Genomic DNA, 15095 nt, shown 5'->3' on the forward strand with positions numbered 1-15095 from the left:
AATGAACAGGATGTCTACGAATTGATTGCGGCGAGGTTTTGTTCTGCTTTGTCGACGCGACGCTCAGCAACACGGAGTTCCTTCTCGGATTCTCGAACCGCAGCGTCACTGGTCTTCTCGGCGTTCCGTGCGAACTGCCGTTGCTGCTCAGCGTGCTCGAGTTCGGTGCGCAGTTCTTCAACGCGCCGTTCGACGTCGGAAAGCGTCGTTCTGGCTTCCTGGAGTTCGGCGGTCTCGGACTTCACCCGGCGGCGGATCTCGTCGGCCTGCGCCGTGGCTTCCTTCAATTCTGCTTTTGCTCTGGCTTGTTCGGCCTTCGGTTCCGGAGTTTTCGACTTCGGAGTCGTCGGCTCTTCAATCGCGGCGTGCTGCGGTGATTTCTCATTCACCACGGCGAGCCCGGCGGGTCCGAAACCGCTGTAACTCGCCGCGGTCACGACCCGTCCGAGTCGAACCTGCGCGGCAGTCTCCTCATCGGCCAGAGCGGCATTGAGGGTCTGCGCGACATCACGTAAAGCATCCTCGCCGACGCTTTTTCCCCGTGAAGCCGCGATATCACCGGATTTGTGGGCGAGACTCCGCACCACCTGCTGCCTCTGTGTCGTCAGCCGTCGCAAGTCCGGGCCCGAGAGATGGCGTTGAGCGTCGCGTAGCGATTCGCCAAGCGCGAGAAGTGCATCCAGATCCTCTGGTGCATCGCGCGAGATGAGATTGACCAACCACCCCACGGTGGTCGGCTTCCGAAGTTTGCCGATTTCCGCGGCCAATGTGCGGTCGTTGTCCTCCCGGGCGGCCTGCACATGATGTGTACGTGCCTCGACGAACTCGCCGGGGTCGAGCCCGTACAGTTCGTTGGCGACATCATCGAGGGTCACGTATCCATATTGGCACTCGGAACGGTTACATGTGGCAAGGCGGAAGGTAGCGCACGGTAGGTACTCCGCCGGGACCGTCCAGGCGAACCTCGGCGTCGACCTGGTAGACCTCGGCTATCAGGTCAGCGGTGAGGACCTCGGTCGGGCTTCCGTGGGCAACGATGGATCCCCGGTTCAGCATCACTATCGAATCGCAGAACATGGCGGCCAGATTCAGATCGTGCAACGCCATGATCGTGGTGGTGGGGAGGCGTCGCACGAGCGCGAGCAATTCGAGTTGATGGTTGATGTCCAGGTGATTGGTCGGCTCGTCGAGTAGCAACTCATGAGGTTCCTGAGCGAGGGCGCGCGCGATCTGGACGCGTTGGCGCTCCCCGCCGGACAGGGTGTGCCACGACCGGTCCAGCATGCCGGCGAGATCGGTGTGTTCGATCGCTGCCCGGACGGCGTCGCGATCGGAATCCGACTGCCCACCCCACAGTCCGCGGTGCGGTGTGCGTCCGAGTTCGACTACCTCCGCGACCGTCAGATCGATCTCGGTGTTGCTGTGCTGATCAACGGTCGCGATCCGACGCGCGACGTCGCGGCGTTTCCAGTCGGACAACGGGGTTCGGTCCAGGGTCACGACACCGGACGTCGGACGATTGTGCCCGGCAAGCAGTTTCAGCAGCGTCGATTTCCCCGAACCGTTGGGGCCGAGAAGCCCCACCGTACTTCCGGTTGTAGGCGAGACGTCGAGGTCGTCGACTATGAGCGCCCCGCCGACCCGCCAACTGACGCCGGTAGCTTCGAGTGTCATGGCCTGGCCTTCCGTCTCCAGAGGATGACGGCAAACGCAGGCACACCGACCAGCGCGGTCACCACACCGGCCGGGAGTTCCTGCGGCGCAATGGCTGTGCGTGCCACAGCGTCGACCCAGACAAGGAAGATGGAGCCGATCAGTGCGGACGCGGGCAGGAGTCGGCGGTGGTTCGAACCGACGAGAGCCCGCGCCGCGTGCGGGAGGACCAGGCCCACGAAGCCGATGGCACCTGCGACGCTCACGATCACCGCGGTCATCAAGGCCGTTGCCAACAACAGGGTCACACGCACCCGCCACACGTTCACCCCCAGCGACGACGCCGCGTCCTCGCCGAAGGCAAAGGCGTCGAGTGCGCGGGAGTGAGTCAGACAGACCGCGAGGCCGACTGCGACCACCGCAGCGCAGAGTGCGACGTCGAGCCAGTCGGCGCCGCCGAGTGAGCCCAGGAGCCAGAACATCACGCCGCGGGTCTGCTCGGGATCGGCCGAGGTGATGACGATGAACGAGGTGAGCGCGGAGAACAGTTGGGTCGCGGCGACACCGGCCAGGATCACCCGATCCGGCGTGCCGCCGGCCGCATGGGCGAGCAGCAACACAAGGGCGAAGGAGATCACCGCGCCGATGAAGGCGCCGCTCGACAGGCCGATCACTCCCGACCCGACTCCGAGGATCACGATCAGTACGGCACCGGTCGAGGCGCCGGACGAGATACCGAGGACAAACGGATCGGCCAGCGGATTGCGAAGCAGCGACTGCATGATCGCACCGCACAACCCGAGACCGGCACCGCAGAGCGCGGCGAGCAGGGTACGCGGCAGACGGAGGTCCCACACGATGCCGTCACGGATAGGGGTGACGTCCGCCGCGGTACCGCCGAGATGGCCGACGACAATCGAAGCCACCTCACCGACCGACAGACCGGCCGGCCCCAACGTGATGGCAACGGCGGCTGATCCGGCCAGCGTGACAACACCGATCACCCACAGCAGGGTGACGGTCGTCGGGTTGTCACGCAGCCGAACTCTTGTCGTCATCTCACGCCGTAGACCACGTAGTCGTCGAACAGTTGCCAGACCGTCCCCGACTCCCGAAAACCTGCTTGCGCGAGCGCCGCCAACTGGAAGTCGACGGCTGTGGGCGCGGTGGCGTCACGTCCGGCGAATCTACGCTCACGCTCGTCGGTCAGTGCCCCGATGCCGTGAGTGGCCCGCAGCTCGTCCCACCAGCTGTCCCACTCGGGAGCGCCCGCAGCAAAGGCGGAGCGTTGCGTCTGCTCGTCGTGAGCGTTCGCCCATCGCCCGATGACAGGGAAGCGGCCGTCGAAACGAAAGTGATCACCATTGAGCAGAACGCCGGCAGGGCTCAGCAGTTCGCGGCACTGCCGATACACCTCGACGAGCTGCTGCGGTTGCAACCAGTGCAGCGCGGTTGTCGACACTATCGCCTGAACCGGCGCAGCCACCGAATTCGGCCAATCGGCTCCCGCCAGATCTGCGTCGATCAGCTGCAGTCGGTCACCGAAACGCGTCGACGACTGGCGGGCGAGCTCCAGCAGCATCGGGTCGTAGTCGACCCCCACAACGCTCGCATGCTCGAACTTCTCGAGAATTCGGGCGCTCAGTGAACCCGGCCCGCAGGCCAGGTCGACAACCGTGAACGGGGTGTGCGCGTGCTGCAATTCGAGAACGTCGAGAATCACGTCGAAGCGCTTCTCACGGTCGGCGATGTATGCCGCCTGCTGGTCGTCCCACCGACGCACCAGTTCACAGATCTCCGCGGACATCTAGACCACACCCAACTGGCGCAGCCCGTCGGAGAGCTGTTCGATGCCACCGACATTGCGGATCGAGGGATCCATCGTCGTTCCTTCGAGGATGATGTAACGCTTGTTCTTCACTGCGGTGAGCTTGCTGGCGACCGGGTCCGATTCGAGGAACGCGATCTTGTCTGCGGCACTGTCGCCGTCTCCACCGCGGTCGAGATCTGCGAGCACCAGCACGGTCGGGTCTCGATCGAGGACACTCTCCCAACCGATTTCGGGCCAGTACTGCTTGTTGTCGTCGAAGGCGTTCTTCGCACCCACCGCGTCGGTCATGATTCCCGGTGTACCGCAGCACCCGGCGAAGTACGGAGTCTTCGTGGCTGCGTACCACCACGCCAGCGTCACGTTCTCAGCTCCCAGTGCCGCCGTGGCGGTGGCCGCGCGATCCTTCAAATTCTCGGTGAGCTCGACACCTTTGTTCTTGACATCGAACAGTGTTGCCACGTCGTTGATTTCGTTGTACAAGTCGTCGAGCGTGAGGGCCTTGCTCTGCTCGGCATCCTGACCGGTGCACTCGCTGGGTGACTGATATGTCGCGACACCGAGGTCGGTGAACTTGATCCGGTCGGCGATGCCCTCCGAGGTGAACGTGTAGTTGAACGTCGTGTAGACCATGTCCGGTTCGCGTTCGAGGACACTTTCGAATGACGGGAACTCGGTGTCGAACGCCTGGACCTGACCACGCGCCTCGCGCAGTTCTGGGAGGACATCGTCATCGCTCATGGCGTACCCGGCCATCCGGTCCTGCACTCCCAGCGCGAACAGCATCTCTGCTGCAGGTTGATTTACCGCGATTGCCCGTTCGATCGGTCGCTCCACCGTGACGTCTCGGCCACAGTTCTGGACTGTCACGCGCGATTGTTCGGAAGAGTTGGATTGTCGGGCAGCACTGTCGTCGGAGGAGCAGGCAACCAACGACGCGCTCAACAGGGCAGCGACGGCGGCGGCGGGTAGGCGAAGTCTGGACAGACGCATGGAATCTCGTTCTCGCAGGGGCTCGTTCGCGGAGCCCGTTACCGTGTGAACAGGCGCCTGTTGACCCCTGCTGCCAGCCGGTATTCGGACTCGAGATCGCCCCACCCGAGCGCCTTCCCAGATTCTCATCCAGTGGCGTAAGCCCGGGCGGTCACCCTCACCGCTGCGCGTCAGTTCCGGATTCACACCGGATTCCCTGACCCCCTGTGTGGAGGTCCGCTGGCACAGAGGAACTTATCACCGCAGTGCACCGCCGGTCAGGTCGGCTGGTGTGAGGCAATCAGATCTCGATGGCCAGGTCGTCGATGTCGGTGAGGGTTCCGCCGTCGGCGAGGATGCGCTCGTAGTTCTCGCGTCGACGGAGGTCGATTTCGGTGTTGCTGACGCCCTCCTTCCAATATCCGAATATCGCGACGTCGTTTTTGTCGAGTCCGACGGTCGATCGAAAGTGCTTCCGGATTGCGCGCATCTCGTTGCGTTCACCGGCGCCCCACACGACGTAGCTCGCGGGATTGGCGAGCTCGCGTGCTCGTACCGCCAGTGGGCCGTCGGGCTCGGCCGGATCTGCGCTCACGCGGTGAAGCTCCAGGCCGGGGAGGGCGGGCAGTTCGGCGAAGGCGACCTCGTCATCTGTTGTGACCCAGCCGATTCCGACGACGTCGGTAGGTAACTGCTCGATGATCGAGTGCAATGCGGGTATTGCGGTGCCGTCCAGAAAAAGTGCGATACGTCGACCAGGAACATCAGGGATCAAGAAGTGTGGCCGCGGACCGGTGAGGCCGAAGGTGTCACCGACGGCCAACGCTGCTGCCCACCTCATCATCGGACTGGTCTGTCCGTGCAGGACCACATCGACGACGATCGATCCGCTCGCTGAATCGTAGGAACGCACCGTGTACACGCGCGAAGCGTCGTCGAAGGCCGGCCCGAGATTCATGCGTACGGTCACATTCGGGCGTGACCAGGTCGGATCGTCGGTCGACTCCGTCAAACGAGCCGTGATCCGCAGCAGGTGATCGCTCGGTCGCTCCAGTGCTTCGACGATCGCGAGAACGTCGTTGAGTCCGCGATTGTGGTCAGCGGTCCGTAGGACGGTCGTCGGGGGAGTTGTTGTGCGCGAGGCGTCTGCATGTGTCATCGACTGTGCTCCTGGATCGGGTTTTCGGGATGCCGCCAGGTTAGTGCTACCTAAGTCGAGCGAGTTGTCCAGAAGTGACATCTGATTACCTGAATGATTCGGGTCTCGAAACGACGCGGTTGAGCGAGTGGTGCCGGCGCTGCTACCGTGCCTGTGATGTCCATACGCCGCTGTTCTCTCGCTTCCGGCCGTGCACTGCGCACGGCCCGATTCGGCGTAGCGACTTTCCGACGTGGGCGTAAGGCGATCGACCGCCGCCCGTCCGGTCTTGTCTGGATCGAAAGAGCCTTGGCCGCACCGGCCGGATCCGTCTGACATTCGCCACTTCGGCGAGCATTGCCTCGCCGAGATTTCGCAGTGCCACACCTGTTGCAGTGCTGCGCATTTCCCGTACCTGAGATTTCTCGCGGGTGAGTTGTGAGTGTCGGCGCCACCGAGCCTGGAATGCCAGCCAACTCGTTTTCGTGAAAGGTACACAGCAATGAATCGTTTCGAAGGTCGTCGTATTCTCGTCACCGGCGCAGGATCTGGAATCGGGCAGGCCACCGCGCTGCGGTTGCTCGCCGAAGGTGGCCGCGTGGTCGCTGCCGACATCTCCGAGCAGGGTTTGGCGAACACCCGGAAATCGGCAGAACATGCTTCGACGGAGGATCGCCTCGACACCCTCGTCGTCGATATCGGTGACGAGGGTTCCGTCATCAGGGTTGTGGGTCAGGCGATTTCGTCCCTCGGGGGATTGGACGTACTGGTCAACGCCGCCGGGATACTGCGTGGTGGGCACACCCACGAGACCTCGCTGGACCTGTGGAATCAGGTGCTCTCCGTGAATTTGACGGGCACTTTCCTCGTTACCCGCCAGGCACTGCCGGCTCTCCTTGCCACCGGCAACGCAGTCGTGGTGAATTTCAGTTCCACCTCCGCTGCCTTCGCGCACCCGTACATGGCCGCGTATGCCGCAAGTAAGGGAGGAATCCAGTCCTTCACTCACGCACTGGCTCTCGAATACGGCAAGCAGGGTCTGCGTGCCGTCGCGGTGGCTCCGGGCAGTGTGAAGAGCGGGATCACCGACACTACGGCGTCGTACTTGCCGGAAGACACCGACTGGTCGCTCTTCGGCAAGTTGTCACCGATTCTGAGCACTGATCTGGAGTCCGGTGGTGCCCCCATGGCCGGGCCGGAAAGTGTTGCGGGAGTTATCGCGATGTTGGCATCCGACGATGGTGCCTTCATCACTGGCACGGAGATCCGGATCGACGGCGGCACGCACGCCTGATTCTGCGTCCGTCTGACGGCCCGCACAGGCAGGCCGTCAGACGCGAGCCGTCATTCTCGCGAGCGAGTGATGGCGGGGACGACGTAGGACTGATCGAGCACGGCGGGCGAAGGTTCGTACATTCTCAGTACCGGTCGGAAATCCCCGCGCGGTGCGGGCAGCCAGTTTGCCTTCGCCGTGGGATCTTTCGGCTCCTCGTAGCTGATCGTGATCGTCAACGCACCGTCGGCGTCGTGGACGATTCCTGGAGTGCGGTCGCCGATCGAGTATCGGTCGACGGGGTTCGCCACGAGGAAGAAGTCCGGCACCGAGTACATCGTCAGCGACCAGAAGGCGCTCACCGGCGGAGTGGGGTCGAGTCTTATTGTGTAGGTGTGAGTTCCGTTCAACTGCTCGCCCTGATCGTCGACGTAGGTCATTATGTACGCCGCTTCGTAAGGGTGGTTGCCCCACAGCCCGCCCTTGGCAGCCGCGGCGCGTTCGACGATGCGCAACTTGGGATCGGCGATCTTGAATTGTGGATCGTCGATTGTGCCGACCTCGAAGTAGTCGAGGTTGTAGTCGAAGGCGTGGAATGTGAGCTTCCATCCGTTGACTTCGGGGCTGGAGCCTTTCGTGAGGGCCTCGAGCAGGTTCTTCTCACCGATCGTCAATCCGTCAGCCAACGCGGCTGCCCCGTCGGCAGAGAGTGAAGCGGCAGAGCGTGAGCTATAGGGAGAGGCCCCGGGCTCGTCGATTCCGATCGGGGAGAAGGAATCCTGGAGTTCTCGATCGCGTGGGGCCGGCGGAAACGCCTGTGACCAGATGCGGAGTTTCTCGAGGAACAGGAGGTCCTGGCTTACCCCGGGTTCGGGCACTGGGAGACCCGCCGAGTTTCCGGTGGAGTCGACGACGGTCAGCGTGGTGGCGTCCTGCAAGGCGTGCACCGCAGGGAGGTCGTCGTCGCCACCGCATGCCCAGCGGCCCACGATCGACGCAATGTTCGTGGGAAATCTGATCACCGTGGTCTGGTCCGCCGGGGTTCCCGTCCAGGTGGGTGGGACGAGAAGGAAGTCTCCGCTCTTCGTGCCGGTGGCCCGATGCCCGACGTAAGCGAAATTGTTTGTCCAGGCGTCCACGAACTGGAGGACGTAGTAACGGCCATCGGTATCGGGGACGTGCAGCGCAACGGGGCCGACAGAGAGGTCGATCTGCGCCATGGAGTACACGGTGTCGTTGTTGATCGTGACGAAAGTGTCTGCCGGCCCGGCCAGTGTGCGGGCGTGGCTGAAGGTGTTGAAAGGTGCGGCGGGGTTCGCTCCGACACCGTTGTGAACATACCGATGGACCTGGTCGAGATTGAAAACGAGGGGAAATCCGTAGATATACGCCTGAGCTGCAAGCTCGGTGCGACTGGTGTCTGTCATCTCTGCCCTCTCGTCGTGCACGTCGGTTCGAAGTCCACCCTGCGGGAACCCTGCCGTCGGGGCATCACCCGCCGAGGGTGACGACGGTAGAGGGAGAAGACATGTCGGATCAGGAGAGTGCGGCATTGGTCGCTGTCGCAGACGAGTGGAACGTCGCGATGTGCTCGAACGACGCCGAACGGATCGGCGATTTCATGGCAGACGACTGGGTGATCGTCTCGGAATCCGGAGTGTCGACCAAAGCGGAGTTCCTGGGTTTCGTGGCCTCGGGCGACCTGACTCATTCGGCGATGGACCGCGTCGGGAGCGCTCGCGTGCGTTTCTTCGGTGACGTCGCACTGTTCACCACGCGGATCGTCAATACCGCGCACTACGGCGGCAGACAATACGACGCCGACGAGTGGACCACCGACGTGTTCGCGCGGCGAGACGGTCGTCGGTGCTGCGTGTTGAGCCACATCACGCCGGCGGTCGAGGCGAAGATCGAGGACGTGGAACTATGACGTAGAGATAAGAGAAAGGCTGATGTTTTAACGGTGACACTATTGGGTAGTAATACGAGTTTCGCATTTATGAATGTATTTATCGGATTTATCGATTGTGAAGTTTCTGTAGTAGCGTCAGTTGAGTAGATCATTTTGATACGCATACCGGATGAGGTTCTCACATGATTGTTCTCGGCATTATTCTGGCGTTGATCGGCTTTTTCACGGGGTTGAGCATTCTGACCACCGTCGGCATCATCTTGGTCGTCGTAGGTGCAGTTTTGTCCATCCTCGGTGCTACCGGGCGCGCAGTGGGCGGACGAAAAGTCTGGTATTGATCAATACTGCGCGAGTAGCTGAAAAAGCGGTACCCGATCTCTTCGGAGATCGGGTACCGCTTTTTGTGCTCCAACTGGTTTTCGGTCTCTCTACCCCAAATTATCGATCTGAGCGGCATCGGGTAAACATGAAGGATGCTTTCTCGAGACCATGACGAAGAGAAATCTGCCGAGCGATTCAGATTCCCTCGCAGATGGAATCAGGTTGACGAATCGCGCCGCGGTTTGGTGTTGGCGTGGGTGGCCTTCACGTTGACGTTCGGCGGAGCACGTCTGGTGACGTGGTTGATCCAGATCGACACCAGGGACGTCGGCGACATCAGCGCCGGTGGCACTCATCTGCATCACTATCTATGGGGAATTCTGCTGTTGGCCGGGGTGGCGATCTTCGGACTCGTAGACCGAAGCCCTCGCGCAAGAACATGGATGGGCATCGCGTTGGGCATCGCACTCGGGCTCATCGTCGACGAGGCTGCGTTACTGATCACTCTCGACGACGTCTACTGGCAGAGCGACGGTTGGCCCAGCATCGCCATCGCTGTGTCGATCATCGGAGTGGTAGGAACCGGTCTCGCGCTGACCCGAAGCGGAGCGGAGAAGCCTCGAGGTTGATCCGGCCGCGGCACGGGTACTCACTCCCGTGCCGGGAAGTCGCGCGGATCGTGAGGTGGCTTGAATGGATCCCAGTTCCGCGGACACCTCACCGGATTCCGACAGTGAAGTCAAAGCTGCAGATCCGATGGCGGAAGCCGAACGTGAAGCCGCAGCATTGGCGACGCCCGTCCGGCCGCTGGGCGAACCGGGGCCGAGGTTCGATCGTCGTTCACCGTTCTTCATCGGTCTGAGCGCGGCGGCCGGTGTTGCCGTGACGTACGCGGTGATCGAAGTGCTCCTGGCGGCGCGAGGCATGCTGATCCTGATCGTGGTCGCGCTGTTTCTCGCGGTGGGCATCGAACCGATGATCGTCTGGCTGGAGCGGAGACATTTCCGACGCTGGATCGCAGTCACCGTGGTACTCCTCGGAATTGCAGTGATGTTGGCGCTGTTTCTGGTTGCTGCGATCACCCCGCTGGTCGAGCAGGGACGTCAGTTCGCATCACACGCTCCCGAACTTCTGACACACATTCGTGACCGGTATCCGATCGTCAGCGACCTCGACGAGAAGTATCACCTCGAGGAGCACCTCACCACCCAACTGGACGGTTCGGGGTCTGCGCTCGCGACGGGTTTGCTCGGAGCGGGGCGGGCGGTGTTCAGCGCAGTCGCCGACGCTGGAATCGTTGCTGTACTGACGACGTACTTCTTGATCGACTACCCACGAATCCGCACGAATCTGTATCGGCTGGTGCCACATTCGCGGCGGCCACGAGCAATCGCCATCGGTGATCAGATACTGGCAGGTGTGGGTGGGTACGTCCTCGGCAATGTTCTGATCTCCGTGATCACCGCAGTGTGCACCTTCGCGTGGTTGTTGATCTTCGACGTGCCGTATCCGTTGATCCTGGCGCTGCTGGTCGCTCTGCTCGATCTGATCCCGATAGTCGGTTCCACGATCGCAGGGGTTGTCGTCGCCCTGGTCTCCCTGACAGTCTCTGTCCCAACGGCATTGGCGACAGTCGCGTTCTTCATTGCGTTACGACTGCTCGAGGACTACCTGCTCGTTCCGAAGATCATCGGGAAGACGGTGGCGGTCCCGGCACTGGTGACCGTTGTCGCGGTTCTGTTGGGTGGAGCGTTGCTCGGTATTGTCGGTGCGTTGCTGGCGATTCCGGTCGCTGCGGCCTTGCTGCTGCTTGCAAGGGAGACGCTCTTCCCGCGCCTCGACGCTTCTTGACCGGCTTCTATCGGACGCTTCGCGCGCGACGCCGAGAACCAGGATTCGGCTTGGGGCACATCCGAGTCGGGATGGTTTCTCCCTCGGCGGTGATACGGAATACCGAGACTTTCTCGCTACAACCGTGATTCAGATCGACCGCGTATGCGATTGCGGCGCGATCCGAGACGAAATCTTCCATCACCGTTGTACCGTCCGGTAGTTCGATTCTGTAGTTTTCCATGACTTACACAACCTTCTTTCGCTAAGACGATCCTACCCGGCTCGAGAAGTGGCAAACCCGTGGAACACAACGTGCGACAGTCGTCTTCGTGCCTTGCCGGTGCAATGTTTCGACACCTCGCCTGCTGGGTAGTGAGAGTCGGTCAGCCCGCTCAGGCGGTACGTATCGAACCACGGAGGATCCGCGCAATGAGCGCAGTATCGAAAGCGATGTACAAGCCACTCTCACTGGCGACCAGCGTCCTGGGCGGCATCTTGGCCGGCGCTGTCTTCCAGCAGGTGTGGAAGCGCATCGGTGACGACAAGAATGCGCCCGAGCCCAAAGACTTGAGCAGGTCGAGCAAGGAAGTCCTGATCGCCGCAGCCCTGCAGGGAGCCATCTTCGCTGTTGTGCGAGCCGCAGTGGATCGTGCGGGGGCAAAGGGCTACCGGGCCCTTGCTCATGAAGATCCTCGGTAGGGACGCCCGGTTCGGTTCGAGTTCAGTCGACGACGGCCGCGATTGCCTCGATCTCGACCAGTTGATCGTCGTAACCGAGAACGGTCACACCCATCAGAGTGCTCGGGGCGTCGTGATCACCGAACGCGTCGCGGACTACCTCCCACGCCGCAACCAGGTCGGCTTGATTGCTCGACGCCACCAGGACGCGGGTGTTGATCACGTCGGTGATGGACGCGCCCGCGTCCGAGAGAGCTGTTCTCAGGTTGTCGACGGCCTTGGCTGCCTGTCCTGCGTAGTCACCGATGGCGGCAGTGGAGCCGTCCTCGTTCAACGGGCAGGATCCGGCCAGGAAGATCAGTCGTGCATCGGCGGGAGCCGTTGCTGCATAGGCATATTCAGCCACCGAAGAGAGTGACGTGGAACGGATCAGAGTTACCGACTTCGACATTATTTCCCCAAGGAATAGTAAAGTTTTGCAGCGAGTCTTTCACAGCACGCCAGGGGTTGCCAATTCATCGTCGGACCCATCCCTTCAGTCGGCAGCTACGAATGACTGCCAATGAGCCGAGAAGAAGAGCACACAGCACCTGTCGACGAGTGGCTGACGACCAAACAGGTTGCAGCACTGTTCCACGTCGACAGGACCACGGTGTCCAGATGGGCGAGGGAGGGCAAAGTCGGCACTCTGAGAACGCTTGGCGGGCATCGGAGGTACCGGCGATCGGAGATCGAGACGTTGCTGCGTAACCGCTCGACGACGCTCGATCACCAATAACCTTCGGCACGAAACAGACAGGTCGCCGAGCATGATGAGGGCTCGGCGACCTGTCTGGTCAGCAGGAAGTAATCAGGCCTTGGGGACGCGGACGATGAGTGCGTCGCCTTGTCCGCCGCCGCCGCAGAGTGCGGCTGCGCCGATGCCGCCGCCGCGGCGTTGCAGTTCGAGGGCGAGGTGCAGGGCGATGCGGGCGCCGGACATGCCGAGGGGGTGGCCGACGGCGATGGCGCCGCCGTTGACGTTGACCTTGGCGGGGTCGAGGCCGAGTTCGCGGGTGGAGGCGATCCCGACGGCGGCGAATGCTTCGTTGATTTCGACGAGGTCGAGGTCGGTGGGGTCGATGCCTTCCTTCGCGCAGGCCTTGGCGATGGCCCGGGCGGGTTGGGACTGGAGGGTGGAGTCGGGTCCGGCGACGACGCCGTGGGCGCCGATTTCCGCGATCCAGGTCAGGCCGAGTTCTTCGGCTTTGGTTTTGCTCATCACCACGACGGCGGCGGCGCCGTCGGAGATCGGGGAGGCGGAGCCGGCGGTGATGGTGCCGTCCTTGCTGAACGCGGGACGCAGTTTGCCGAGGGATTCGGTGGTGGTGTCGGCGCGGATGCCTTCGTCCTGGGCGAAGACGATGGGCTCGCCCTTGCGTTGGGGGATGGAGACGGGGACGACTTCGTTGTCGAAGAGGCCGTCTTTCCAGGCGCGGGCCGCGTTCTGGTGTGAGGCGGCGGCGAAGGCGTCCTGCTCGGCGCGGGTGATGTGGGCGGTTTCTTGTTGGTTGACTTGTTCGGTGAGCAGGCCCATGGCCTGGTCGGTGAAGATGTCGTGGAGGCCGTCGTAGGCCATGTGGTCGCGGAGGGTGACGTCGCCGTATTTGAAGCCTTCGCGGCTTTTTTCGAGCATGTGGGGTGCGCGGGACATCGATTCCTGCCCGCCGGCGACGACGATGTCGAATTCGCCGGCGCGGATGAGTTGGTCGGCGAGGGCGATGGCGTCGATGCCGGAGAGGCACACTTTGTTGATGCTCAGGGCGGGGACGTTCATGGGGATGCCGGCGGCGACGGCGGCTTGGCGGGCGGGCATCTGGCCGGCGCCGGCGGTGAGGACCTGTCCCATGATGACGTAGTCGACTTGTTCGGGTGCGACTGAGGACTTGTCGAGGGCGCCTTTGATGGCGATGCCGCCGAGGTCGGACCCGGAGAGGTCTTTCAACGATCCGAGGAGTCGACCCATCGGGGTACGAGCTCCCGCAACAATCACAGTGGTCGTGTCGGTCATGCCAGTTCAACTTTCAGTTCGGTGCCGGTTGCGGCGACTACGTCTTCGACGCTGACATCGGGGGCGAGTTCACGCAGGACGAGTGGACCTTCTTCGCTCACGTCGATGACGGCGAGGTTGGTGATGATCCGATTCACCACGCCCTGGCCGGTCAGGGGCAGGGTGCACGCGTCGACGATCTTGGGGTTGCCGTCGCGGTCGTTGTGCTCCATGACGACGATGACACGCCGGGCACCGTGGACGAGGTCCATTGCGCCGCCCATGCCCTTGACCATCTTGCCGGGGACCATCCAGTTTGCGAGGTCACCCGTCTTCGACACCTGCATACCGCCGAGGACTGCGGTGTCGATGTGGCCGCCGCGGATCATCCCGAACGAGAGGGCCGAATCAAAATATGCCGCACCGGGGTTGACGGTCACGGTCTCTTTGCCGGCGTTGATGAGGTCAGGATCGACGTTGTCCTCGGTGGGATACGGTCCGGTGCCGAGAATTCCGTTCTCCGAGTGCAGGACCACACGAACGTCCGAGCCCAGGTATCCGGGAATCAGTGTGGGAAGGCCGATTCCGAGATTGACGTACTCCCCGTCGATCATCTCTGCAGCCGCCCGCGCTGCCATCTGCTGGCGCGTCCAACCCGTCACTGTCACTGGTGCGGTCATCGTGAGGTTCCTTCCGAAGCGCTGACGGTTCGCTTTTCGATTCGCTTGTTCTGAGGGCCGGTGTGGACTACGCGCTGGACGAAGACCCCAGGTAGATGCACCGATGCCGGGTCGATTTCACCGGGCTCGACCAGACGTTCCACCTGCGCGATGGTGACCCGTCCCGCCATCGCGGCGAGCGGGTTGAAGTTCATCGCGGTCTTGTCGAACACGAGGTTGCCGTCGGTGTCTCCGAGAACAGCGTGCACGAGTGCGTAGTCGGCGTTGATCGCCTCTTCCATTACGTAACGCTTGGTTCCGAAGACACGAGTCTCCTTCGGAGGCGATGCAATAGCGATCGAGCCGTCGGCGTCGTAGCGCCATGGCATTCCGCCGTCGGAGATGGGGCTACCCACTCCGGCCGGTGTGAAGAATGCGGGGATTCCGGTTCCGCCGGCGCGCAGACGCTCGGCGAGCGTTCCCTGCGGCGTCAGTTCCACTTCGAGTTCGCCGGCCAGGTACTGCCGGGCGAACTCCTTGTTCTCGCCGACGTACGACGCGGTCACTCGTCGGATACGGCCGGCGCTCAGCAAGATTCCGAGACCGTGATCGTCGACGCCGCAGTTGTTGGAGAACACCTCGAGGTGGGTTGCACTCGTAGCTGCGATCGCGTCGATCAACACGTCGGGGATGCCGCACAAGCCGAATCCGCCGACGGCCAGCGTTGCGCCGTCGACGATGTCGGCGACCGCCTCCGCTGCGGACTCGTACACCTTTGCTGTCATGTTCTCTCCCTGCC

The 15095-nt window shown here is 62.5% G+C and carries 20 protein-coding genes and 1 riboswitch; of the genes, 8 read left to right on the top strand and 12 right to left on the bottom strand.

Annotated elements, in window-relative coordinates; genetic code table 11:
• Positions 1–14: 14 nt before the first annotated feature.
• From RHP72_RS06035 to RHP72_RS06060, 6 genes are all read right to left on the bottom strand, one after another.
• Positions 15–875, bottom strand: coding sequence for a hypothetical protein (locus RHP72_RS06035; protein ID WP_311094464.1), 861 nt, complete (start codon positions 873–875; stop codon positions 15–17).
• Between the two features lie 25 nt (positions 876–900).
• Positions 901–1674, bottom strand: a complete 774-nt coding sequence (locus RHP72_RS06040; protein WP_075832411.1) for an ABC transporter ATP-binding protein — start codon at positions 1672–1674, stop codon at positions 901–903.
• Complete coding sequence (locus RHP72_RS06045) at positions 1671–2711, bottom strand: iron ABC transporter permease (protein ID WP_063314918.1); 1041 nt, start codon at positions 2709–2711, stop codon at positions 1671–1673. Before RHP72_RS06045 ends, RHP72_RS06040 begins: the two co-directional genes overlap by 4 nt.
• Complete coding sequence (locus tag RHP72_RS06050; protein ID WP_311094465.1) at positions 2708–3460, bottom strand: class I SAM-dependent methyltransferase; 753 nt, start codon at positions 3458–3460, stop codon at positions 2708–2710. The genes RHP72_RS06045 and RHP72_RS06050 overlap by 4 nt, the downstream gene beginning before the upstream one ends.
• Positions 3461–4474: an ABC transporter substrate-binding protein gene (locus RHP72_RS06055; protein WP_311094466.1), complete on the bottom strand. Its 1014-nt coding sequence runs from the start codon at positions 4472–4474 to the stop codon at positions 3461–3463.
• Positions 4475–4531: 57 nt separating this feature from the next.
• Positions 4532–4713, bottom strand: a riboswitch (cobalamin riboswitch).
• A 41-nt stretch (positions 4714–4754) separates the two neighbouring features.
• Positions 4755–5612 carry a siderophore-interacting protein gene (locus tag RHP72_RS06060; RefSeq protein WP_217018460.1) on the bottom strand — a complete coding sequence of 286 codons (858 nt, stop codon included), beginning with the start codon at positions 5610–5612 and terminating at the stop codon, positions 4755–4757.
• Between the two features lie 156 nt (positions 5613–5768).
• On the opposite strand from RHP72_RS06060, the gene RHP72_RS06065 reads away from it, so the two are divergent.
• Complete coding sequence (locus RHP72_RS06065; protein WP_155419158.1) at positions 5769–5927, top strand: hypothetical protein; 159 nt, start codon at positions 5769–5771, stop codon at positions 5925–5927.
• 166 nt (positions 5928–6093) lie between these two features.
• Complete coding sequence (locus tag RHP72_RS06070) at positions 6094–6885, top strand: SDR family NAD(P)-dependent oxidoreductase (RefSeq protein ID WP_007734701.1); 792 nt, start codon at positions 6094–6096, stop codon at positions 6883–6885.
• 50 nt (positions 6886–6935) lie between these two features.
• On the opposite strand, the gene RHP72_RS06075 is transcribed toward RHP72_RS06070, so the two are convergent.
• Positions 6936–8291, bottom strand: coding sequence for a DUF1254 domain-containing protein (locus RHP72_RS06075; RefSeq protein WP_165639145.1), 1356 nt, complete (start codon positions 8289–8291; stop codon positions 6936–6938).
• A 101-nt stretch (positions 8292–8392) separates the two neighbouring features.
• Here RHP72_RS06075 and RHP72_RS06080 point away from each other — a divergent pair, with 101 nt between their 5' ends.
• The 4 genes from RHP72_RS06080 to RHP72_RS06095 all read left to right on the top strand — a co-directional run bounded on the left by RHP72_RS06080 (position 8393) and on the right by RHP72_RS06095 (position 10948).
• Positions 8393–8794 carry a nuclear transport factor 2 family protein gene (locus tag RHP72_RS06080; RefSeq protein WP_165639146.1) on the top strand — a complete coding sequence of 134 codons (402 nt, stop codon included), beginning with the start codon at positions 8393–8395 and terminating at the stop codon, positions 8792–8794.
• Between the two features lie 164 nt (positions 8795–8958).
• Positions 8959–9114 (top strand): DUF6131 family protein, encoded by a 156-nt coding sequence (locus tag RHP72_RS06085; RefSeq protein ID WP_003945564.1) that lies wholly within the window; start codon positions 8959–8961, stop codon positions 9112–9114.
• Positions 9115–9249: 135 nt separating this feature from the next.
• Positions 9250–9726, top strand: coding sequence for a hypothetical protein (locus RHP72_RS06090; RefSeq protein WP_003945539.1), 477 nt, complete (start codon positions 9250–9252; stop codon positions 9724–9726).
• A 64-nt stretch (positions 9727–9790) separates the two neighbouring features.
• The gene (locus tag RHP72_RS06095) at positions 9791–10948 is read left to right on the top strand and encodes an AI-2E family transporter (RefSeq protein ID WP_042453495.1); all 1158 of its coding nucleotides are present in this window, start codon (positions 9791–9793) and stop codon (positions 10946–10948) included.
• 7 nt (positions 10949–10955) lie between these two features.
• Here the strand turns inward: RHP72_RS06095 and RHP72_RS06100 are convergent, their stop codons facing one another.
• Positions 10956–11171, bottom strand: coding sequence for a hypothetical protein (locus RHP72_RS06100; RefSeq protein WP_003945874.1), 216 nt, complete (start codon positions 11169–11171; stop codon positions 10956–10958).
• 188 nt (positions 11172–11359) lie between these two features.
• On the opposite strand from RHP72_RS06100, the gene RHP72_RS06105 reads away from it, so the two are divergent.
• Positions 11360–11629 (top strand): DUF4235 domain-containing protein, encoded by a 270-nt coding sequence (locus RHP72_RS06105; RefSeq protein WP_003945929.1) that lies wholly within the window; start codon positions 11360–11362, stop codon positions 11627–11629.
• Positions 11630–11651: 22 nt separating this feature from the next.
• Here the strand turns inward: RHP72_RS06105 and RHP72_RS06110 are convergent, their stop codons facing one another.
• A complete protein-coding gene (locus RHP72_RS06110) occupies positions 11652–12059 on the bottom strand; it encodes a RidA family protein (RefSeq protein WP_007734708.1) in 408 nt (135 codons plus the stop codon).
• A gap of 111 nt (positions 12060–12170) precedes the next feature.
• Here RHP72_RS06110 and RHP72_RS06115 point away from each other — a divergent pair, with 111 nt between their 5' ends.
• Complete coding sequence (locus RHP72_RS06115) at positions 12171–12386, top strand: BldC family transcriptional regulator (RefSeq protein WP_003945782.1); 216 nt, start codon at positions 12171–12173, stop codon at positions 12384–12386.
• Between the two features lie 72 nt (positions 12387–12458).
• Here RHP72_RS06115 and RHP72_RS06120 read toward each other — a convergent pair whose 3' ends face one another.
• Genes RHP72_RS06120 through RHP72_RS06130 form a run of 3 tightly spaced genes read right to left on the bottom strand, consistent with a single transcriptional unit; the run spans position 12459 to position 15081 of the window.
• Positions 12459–13658 (bottom strand): acetyl-CoA C-acetyltransferase, encoded by a 1200-nt coding sequence (locus RHP72_RS06120; RefSeq protein ID WP_070160309.1) that lies wholly within the window; start codon positions 13656–13658, stop codon positions 12459–12461.
• Entirely contained in the window at positions 13655–14317 is a 663-nt protein-coding gene (locus RHP72_RS06125) for a 3-oxoacid CoA-transferase subunit B (RefSeq protein ID WP_007726396.1), read from the bottom strand. Before RHP72_RS06125 ends, RHP72_RS06120 begins: the two co-directional genes overlap by 4 nt.
• Positions 14314–15081, bottom strand: a complete 768-nt coding sequence (locus RHP72_RS06130; RefSeq protein ID WP_179090791.1) for a CoA transferase subunit A — start codon at positions 15079–15081, stop codon at positions 14314–14316. Before RHP72_RS06130 ends, RHP72_RS06125 begins: the two co-directional genes overlap by 4 nt.
• Between the last annotated feature and the right edge of the window lie 14 nt (positions 15082–15095).

It is taken from the genome of Rhodococcus sp. SG20037, from assembly GCF_031763325.1.
GTDB lineage: Bacteria > Actinomycetota > Actinomycetes > Mycobacteriales > Mycobacteriaceae > Rhodococcus_F > Rhodococcus_F qingshengii.

Excerpts from the sequence above, each read along its gene's own strand:
- RHP72_RS06040 (WP_075832411.1), bottom strand. The coding sequence starts at position 1,674 with ATGACACTCGAAGCTACCGGCGTCAGTTGGCGGGTCGGCGGGGCGCTC.
- RHP72_RS06045 (WP_063314918.1), bottom strand. The coding sequence starts at position 2,711 with ATGACGACAAGAGTTCGGCTGCGTGACAACCCGACGACCGTCACCCTG.
- RHP72_RS06050 (WP_311094465.1), bottom strand. The coding sequence starts at position 3,460 with ATGTCCGCGGAGATCTGTGAACTGGTGCGTCGGTGGGACGACCAGCAG.
- RHP72_RS06055 (WP_311094466.1), bottom strand. The coding sequence starts at position 4,474 with ATGCGTCTGTCCAGACTTCGCCTACCCGCCGCCGCCGTCGCTGCCCTG.
- RHP72_RS06060 (WP_217018460.1), bottom strand. The coding sequence starts at position 5,612 with ATGACACATGCAGACGCCTCGCGCACAACAACTCCCCCGACGACCGTC.
- RHP72_RS06065 (WP_155419158.1), top strand. The coding sequence starts at position 5,769 with ATGTCCATACGCCGCTGTTCTCTCGCTTCCGGCCGTGCACTGCGCACG.
- RHP72_RS06070 (WP_007734701.1), top strand. The coding sequence starts at position 6,094 with ATGAATCGTTTCGAAGGTCGTCGTATTCTCGTCACCGGCGCAGGATCT.
- RHP72_RS06075 (WP_165639145.1), bottom strand. The coding sequence starts at position 8,291 with ATGACAGACACCAGTCGCACCGAGCTTGCAGCTCAGGCGTATATCTAC.
- RHP72_RS06080 (WP_165639146.1), top strand. The coding sequence starts at position 8,393 with ATGTCGGATCAGGAGAGTGCGGCATTGGTCGCTGTCGCAGACGAGTGG.
- RHP72_RS06085 (WP_003945564.1), top strand. The coding sequence starts at position 8,959 with ATGATTGTTCTCGGCATTATTCTGGCGTTGATCGGCTTTTTCACGGGG.
- RHP72_RS06090 (WP_003945539.1), top strand. The coding sequence starts at position 9,250 with ATGCTTTCTCGAGACCATGACGAAGAGAAATCTGCCGAGCGATTCAGA.
- RHP72_RS06095 (WP_042453495.1), top strand. The coding sequence starts at position 9,791 with ATGGATCCCAGTTCCGCGGACACCTCACCGGATTCCGACAGTGAAGTC.
- RHP72_RS06100 (WP_003945874.1), bottom strand. The coding sequence starts at position 11,171 with ATGGAAAACTACAGAATCGAACTACCGGACGGTACAACGGTGATGGAA.
- RHP72_RS06105 (WP_003945929.1), top strand. The coding sequence starts at position 11,360 with ATGAGCGCAGTATCGAAAGCGATGTACAAGCCACTCTCACTGGCGACC.
- RHP72_RS06110 (WP_007734708.1), bottom strand. The coding sequence starts at position 12,059 with ATGTCGAAGTCGGTAACTCTGATCCGTTCCACGTCACTCTCTTCGGTG.
- RHP72_RS06115 (WP_003945782.1), top strand. The coding sequence starts at position 12,171 with ATGAGCCGAGAAGAAGAGCACACAGCACCTGTCGACGAGTGGCTGACG.
- RHP72_RS06120 (WP_070160309.1), bottom strand. The coding sequence starts at position 13,658 with ATGACCGACACGACCACTGTGATTGTTGCGGGAGCTCGTACCCCGATG.
- RHP72_RS06125 (WP_007726396.1), bottom strand. The coding sequence starts at position 14,317 with ATGACCGCACCAGTGACAGTGACGGGTTGGACGCGCCAGCAGATGGCA.
- RHP72_RS06130 (WP_179090791.1), bottom strand. The coding sequence starts at position 15,081 with ATGACAGCAAAGGTGTACGAGTCCGCAGCGGAGGCGGTCGCCGACATC.